Origin of the sequence: Collimonas fungivorans (assembly GCF_028292705.1) — a bacterium.
In the GTDB taxonomy this organism is placed as follows: domain Bacteria; phylum Pseudomonadota; class Gammaproteobacteria; order Burkholderiales; family Burkholderiaceae_D; genus Collimonas; species Collimonas fungivorans_B.
In genome coordinates this window covers 1-5969 of record NZ_JAQGLV010000064.1, presented here as the reverse complement: position 1 = coordinate 5969, position 5969 = coordinate 1, and the positions used below count along the sequence as shown (strand labels likewise).

8 protein-coding genes are annotated in these 5969 nt (G+C 57.8%); 4 read left to right on the top strand and 4 right to left on the bottom strand.

Translation table 11 applies throughout. The features are described 5' to 3' along the window. Positions 1-311, bottom strand: a 311-nt coding sequence (locus JWQ61_RS03170) for a hypothetical protein (RefSeq protein ID WP_304359233.1), incomplete at its 3' end; no start/stop codon positions are given. A gap of 281 nt (positions 312-592) precedes the next feature. Here JWQ61_RS03170 and JWQ61_RS03165 point away from each other — a divergent pair. The 4 genes from JWQ61_RS03165 to JWQ61_RS03150 all read left to right on the top strand — a co-directional run bounded on the left by JWQ61_RS03165 (position 593) and on the right by JWQ61_RS03150 (position 2986). After that, complete coding sequence (locus JWQ61_RS03165; protein WP_369684873.1) at positions 593-1030, top strand: prepilin-type N-terminal cleavage/methylation domain-containing protein; 438 nt, start codon at positions 593-595, stop codon at positions 1028-1030. A 134-nt stretch (positions 1031-1164) separates the two neighbouring features. Then, positions 1165-1371, top strand: coding sequence for a hypothetical protein (locus JWQ61_RS03160; RefSeq protein WP_061542127.1), 207 nt, complete (start codon positions 1165-1167; stop codon positions 1369-1371). 53 nt (positions 1372-1424) lie between these two features. Continuing rightward, positions 1425-1595 (top strand): hypothetical protein, encoded by a 171-nt coding sequence (locus JWQ61_RS03155; protein WP_304359231.1) that lies wholly within the window; start codon positions 1425-1427, stop codon positions 1593-1595. A gap of 239 nt (positions 1596-1834) precedes the next feature. Beyond that, positions 1835-2986 carry an NHL repeat-containing protein gene (locus tag JWQ61_RS03150; RefSeq protein ID WP_304359230.1) on the top strand — a complete coding sequence of 384 codons (1152 nt, stop codon included), beginning with the start codon at positions 1835-1837 and terminating at the stop codon, positions 2984-2986. A gap of 102 nt (positions 2987-3088) precedes the next feature. Here JWQ61_RS03150 and JWQ61_RS03145 read toward each other — a convergent pair whose 3' ends face one another. The 3 genes from JWQ61_RS03145 to mnmE all read right to left on the bottom strand — a co-directional run bounded on the left by JWQ61_RS03145 (position 3089) and on the right by mnmE (position 5865). Continuing rightward, positions 3089-3328 (bottom strand): hypothetical protein, encoded by a 240-nt coding sequence (locus JWQ61_RS03145; protein ID WP_304359229.1) that lies wholly within the window; start codon positions 3326-3328, stop codon positions 3089-3091. 284 nt (positions 3329-3612) lie between these two features. Beyond that, positions 3613-4260, bottom strand: a complete 648-nt coding sequence (locus JWQ61_RS03140) for a DUF2076 domain-containing protein (protein WP_304359228.1) — start codon at positions 4258-4260, stop codon at positions 3613-3615. Positions 4261-4467: 207 nt separating this feature from the next. Further along, positions 4468-5865: a tRNA uridine-5-carboxymethylaminomethyl(34) synthesis GTPase MnmE gene (mnmE, locus tag JWQ61_RS03135; RefSeq protein WP_120233924.1), complete on the bottom strand. Its 1398-nt coding sequence runs from the start codon at positions 5863-5865 to the stop codon at positions 4468-4470. Between the last annotated feature and the right edge of the window lie 104 nt (positions 5866-5969).

The following is a 5969-nucleotide window of genomic DNA, read 5'->3' as shown; positions in this document are numbered from 1 at the left end:
TCGTCGTCGTGATGGCGGCGATGTTCACGCCAGTTGCGGCGTCGCCATTCTTCGCGGCGCCATTCGTCGTCGCGGCGCTCCCGCCATTCTCGGTGCTCGCGCCAGCCGGGCTCTACATAGACTGGCTGCGGCGGGTAATACACCGGTGCAGGAACGTAACGAGGTTCGTATTGCACCACCGGCGGGTAATACGGCCGTACCGGCGGATCGACATAAATGCCGACGCCGACATTCACGCCGCCGGCAGCAGCGCTGCCGGAAGCCGCAGCGGCGATGGCGCCGAGCGCCAGACATGCTAAAAGTTTTTTCATTTCATTTCCTGTTTGCCAGCACTGCTATATATGGCGATGTCGCCATTTCGTGATTTCAGTGTAACGGCAGCCGTTAGCCAATGTTGTTCTGAGGGGCAACAATTGTAACGTTAAGTAAATGAGTGTAGCGAAAATGGGGTGGGAAATTGCATTTGATGGCCGTTATTCGAATGCGAATCCGGCCGCCGAACCTGAATCCAGGCCGTATCTTATATAAGCGGTAAGAACAAAACCGGATTCCGACCCTCTAACAGAAGCTTCACCAGAACAGAGAGGACAAAATGAAAACTTCACATCGCCTGTCTGCCGACAGGAGCCTCGGCTTCACCTTGATAGAGCTGATGCTGGTCATCGCCATCATTGGCATTCTGGCAGCGGTTATCATTCCGGCCTATCAGAACCACCTGAAGAAAGAAAAATTCGCAGAAGTGATTGCGGCAGGTGTTGCAGCTAAACCAGCTGTCGAAGCTTGCATGCAGCAGTTGAACACCAGTGTCGGCTGCGACGGCGGCGCCCACGGCATTCCTGCCGACGCCGCAGGAAATCCAGGCAAGTATGTGGCTTCGGTCAGCGTCAAGAACGGCGTTGTCACAGTTGTCCCGCAGGCAAAAGACGGCCTTCTTGCGACCGACACCTATGTATTGACGCCGGCTCCCGGCGATCCCATTAAATGGACGACGACTGCAAGCGGTTGCCTTGCCACGGCGCTATGTAAATAAATAGCGGAACCTGCTTCCCGATGTGCCTGTCCAAAATTTTCATACTGTTTGAATGCCTGGATCATCTGTAATGAAAGCGGCAAAAACCGCCGCCTGCAGCCATGTATTCTGTAGCTGAATTTCAAGAGGCAAGCATGTACGGAGAGGTTGACTGGAAACACGCGCCGAAAGGCGCACGATGGTGGGCGGTGGATGCAAGCGGACATGCCCATTGGTTCATGGAGCCGACACACAAAGTCAGGACACATTTCTGGTATTCGCAGGAAGTCCACGCACCGGCCTTCGCCTATTCCGGCGATTGGCGCGAGAGCCTGACCGAACGGCCGGACAAATTCAAGTGAACGATAAGGCAACCCTGGGATCGAAACAGATATCAATAATCCTGGAGCCTGCCATGAAACGTCTCACAATCTTGTTTGGTCTGGCGGTGGTATTGCTCAGCGGCTGCATAGTTCCCCCGTACGGCGGGAGAGATGGCGGCTACCGGGATCGCGGCGACTGGCATGACCATCGCGGCGACGACCGGGACGACCACCGCCGGGATGACGGCCCGAACCGCTATTAATTAGCGACAGCAAATGGCGGCGCCAGAGCCGCCATCTGTCGTCCGCCGTGCATTGCTGACAGTCGCGGACTTACCTTTCCCCCTGCTCGACCGGCTATCGGCCTTGCTGCCAGCAGTTGCAAAAAGACCCATATTTACAATTTGCAACACATTAGAATTAAGCCCCCTCCCGAAATCACTTACTCTCACTTGCTTCAGTACAAGGTTGCACGACACGCAATCAAAAATCAGGCTGAAGCATGGCTCCGTTCCGCAAATGCTTGCGCGGTGAGCCACCGATAATCAATCAGGGAGACTGGGTGAAAAACCGATATTTGAAACTGGCATTAATGACATCAACGATCACGCTGCTCGCCGCATGCGGAGGCGGCGGCGACAGTTCTGGCAGTCCGAGCCCGGTCGTCAATCCCAGCCCCACGGTGGCAGCTAACGTCACCACGCTGGCTGGCAGCGGTAACCCTGGCCGTGCAGACGCCATCGGCGTTGCAGCCAGTTTTTTCAACGTCAACGGCGTGGCGGCAGATGCATCCGGCAATGTGTATGTCGGCGATACCGGCAATAATCTGATCAGAGTGATTGCGCCTTCCGGGGCCGTCACCACCTTGGCCGGCAGCGGTACTGCCGGTAGCGTAAACGGCACGGGCGCCGCCGCCAGTTTTAATGGACCCTCGGGCATCGCCGTCGATGTATCAGGCAATGTTTATGTGGCTGATACCACCAATAACCTGATTCGCAAAGTCACCCCTGGCGGTGTGGTCACTACTCTCGCCGGCAGCGGCGCGACCGGTAGCATGAATGGCGCCGGGAGCGCCGCCAGCTTCAGTTTGCCCACAGGCGTCGCGGTAAATGCAGCAGGTAATGTCTATGTTGCCGACGGCGGAAATAACCTGATACGCATGATTACGCCTGCCGGCATGGTCACCACCGTGGCCGGCAACCTCACTCGTGGCAGTGCGGACGGTGCCGGCGCTGCCGCCAGCTTCAGCGTGCCGGCAGGCGTAGCCCTGGATGCTTCCGGCAACCTTTATGTAGCTGACCGGATGGGCAGCCTGATCCGCAAGGTCACGTCGGCAGGCCTGGTCACCACGCTGGCTGGCAACGGCAGCTTTGACAGCAAGGATGGCGTCGGCAGCGCGGCCAGTTTTTCCCAACCCAACAGCGTGGCGGTGGATACGCAGGGCAATGTCTATGTTGCGGATACGGGAAATCGCCTGATTCGCATGATTACCCCTGCCGGCGTGGTGACAACCCTGGCCGGGAATAGCCAGGCCGGCAGCGTAAATGGCGCAGGAACCGCCGCCAGTTTTACCGCGACCGTGGGCGTGACAGCAGATGCTGCAGGCAACCTCTACGTGGCGGATCGCAATGTGATCCGGAAAATCAGCAAATAAAAGCTTTCGGAACCAGGTCCGGATCCAGGCATGTGAATGCATGGACCGGAGCGGCCGTCGTTCCAATCAGGAAGTCTTGGGTGGAAAGAACTCGGCTGTCAGTTACTTTCCGAGGAGCAGAGGCTTGGGCTGTTTTTTTGCTCTACTGGCAAGCCATGCAGCGAGCAGCAGCATTTTCAAGGCAAGAAGAAGTCCGACGGTCACAACACCGAGTTTAAGCGTTGCACTGACGAGGTAGGCAATCCCGAGGGCGATGCCTTTGATAAGGGCAAAACCCGCGAGTACGCACAGCAAAACCGCAGAGAGCGGATTTTTGCGAAGAAAAGTGTAGAAGCGTTTCATGCCGGCCCTCGTTCGATGGAATAGCCAATGTACACCTTTCAATTGCCATTGGAAATAACTTCAGCAAACCCATGGACTCTCCGCCATGCGCCTGACAGACTTGCCTCCCGCCTGATTATCACCTTCACCATTGAGGGGTTTTGCCGCAATAGACAAAAAAAAGCCCGCCAGCCTTGCGGCAGCGGGCTAAATCCAAAACTTAGGGAGAGTTGGAGGAGACCAAGTGAATATTGTGCTGCCCAAGCGCTTTTCAATACCCTTTTTACAGATATTTGCGCAGGCGCCTAAATAATCGAGGAATCGTCATCGCCGCTCATGTCGTCGGCAGCGATGTCATCCGTACTCGTGCTGTCATCCTTGGCCGTGTCGGCATCGTAAAAATTGTTGACGGTGGTGTTCTCCGTCGACGGCGCCATGCCGGCCTGGTTCATGAATCCGGCGCCGCTGCCGGGATGCATCAGGTGCTCGATTCCCTGGAACAGGAACGCACCTCCCGCCACGCCTGCAGCTGTTGCCGCCACCGTGCCTAGCGCGCTGCCGATGCCGCCGCCGAAGAAGCCTGGCGACGCTGCCGGCGCCGGGCTCTGCATGAGAGGTTGCATTGGCGCGGGCATGCCGGCCGTCATCGGCGATGGCGCCGGACGCGGCGCTGTGGCCGAAGTATTGCCCCATGCATTGGCGTCGAAGAAACTGCGCGACGGCGCAGCCTGCGTCGCCTGGATCTGGCTCTGCAGCGAGGCAATCTGTGTTTTGGCCGTAGTAAGCGCTTGCTCCATCAATAATGCACGCTGGACCAGCAGGTAGGCTGCGTCCGGTTGCTGTGCAACGGCGCTTGCAATCAAGGCGTCGGCTTGCGGATCTTTGGCAATACCGCGCACCTGGGCCAGTTGATTCAGAAAATCTTGCAGCGATTGGATTTCTTGCGGACTCATGACTATTGCTCCTGTAGCAAGGTAGAAGAATGACTCAAACGGATGTCATGCAGGCGGTCTGCATAAAACCCGCTATTGGTTCAACACCACACTACATGGGGCCAGGGCGCACAATTCCAGCCACTGATTTGTATCTGTTTGCAAGCGGTGGCGGCGGGCATGGATCAGATCCAGCGTACCGCGTAACGAATTTCGCCGGATGATCTTTTATTTTCCGATGCAGAACCTGGAAAAAATCACCCCCAGCAAATCATCCGGCGTAAACGCCCCGGTAATGCTGCTAAGCCGATCCTGCGCCAGCCGCAATTCCTCAGCAAACAGATCAAGCGACTGATCGTTAACCCGGTTGTCGAGCGAAGCATGCTGGTCGGCGATCTCCAGGTGGTCGCGCGCCGCCTTCAGCGCAATCAGGTGACGCTCGCGCGCCAGGTAGCGCGATTCGCCGGTCTGTTGCCAGCCGGCGATGCGCAGCAGCTCCGTGCGCAGCAAGTCGATCCCAAGATGATCGGTGGCCGACAGATAGATATGGGTAGCGTCGTTCATCACATCAACCGCAGGTTTGTGGCCCGACTGGTCGATCTTGTTCCAGATGCGGATGATCGGTGCGCTGTTCGGAAAACGCGCGACGATTTTTTCATCGGCGAGTGACGGGCCGTGATTGGCATCCAGCATGTGCAAAATCACATCGGCGTTAGCCACCGCCGCCCAGGTGCGCTCGATGCCAATCCGTTCCACTTCGTCGTTGGCGTCTTCCGCCTCGCGGATGCCGGCGGTGTCGATGATGTTGAGCGGAATACCTTCCAGCTGGATCGTTTCAGTAACCTTGTCGCGGGTAGTGCCGGCGATCGGCGTAACGATGGCGACATCGGATCCGGCCAGCACATTCAGCAAGGACGACTTGCCGACATTCGGCTGCCCCGCCAGCACGATGTTCAAGCCATCGCGCAGCAAAGCGCCCTGGGCCGCCTGGCTGAACACATTGTCCAGCGTGCTGCGGATAGTCGCCAGCTGGCCGCGCGCATCGGATTTTTCCAGGAAGTCGATTTCCTCTTCCGGGAAATCCAGCGTCGCTTCAACCAGCATGCGCAGATTCGTGACCTGCCCCACCAGCGCATGGATCACTTTGGAAAACGCGCCCGACAGCGATTCCGAAGCCGATTTGGCCGCAGCCTCGGTAGACGCCTCAATCAGGTCCGCCACCGCCTCTGCCTGCGCCAGGTCCAGCTTGTCATTGATAAACGCCCGCTGCGTGAATTCCCCCGGCTCCGCCATGCGCAAGCCGATATCCTGGCCCGCCGCCAGGCAACGGCTCAGCAGCATCTGCAGCACCACCGGCCCGCCATGCCCCTGCAGCTCCAGCACGTCTTCACCGGTATAGGAATGCGGCGCCTTGAAATAGATCGCCAGCCCCTGGTCGATGACGCTGCCGTCGGCATTCTTGAACGGCAGGTAGGTAGCGTGGCGCGGCGCCAGCTTGCTTTCGGCGATGCCGCAAACCGCTTCGATCAGGGAGCCCAGCTGTTTGCCGGAAATACGGACTACGCCGATGCCGCCGCGTCCTGGTGCGGTGGCGATGGCGGCAATGGGAGAGGAATCGAAAGACATGGAATTATTCTACGAGGGTTGTTTGATAATAGAAACATCGGCAAGCAGCCGGCCACAAAAAAGCCCGTGAATCGAACATTCACGGGCTTTTTTACGACACTCGC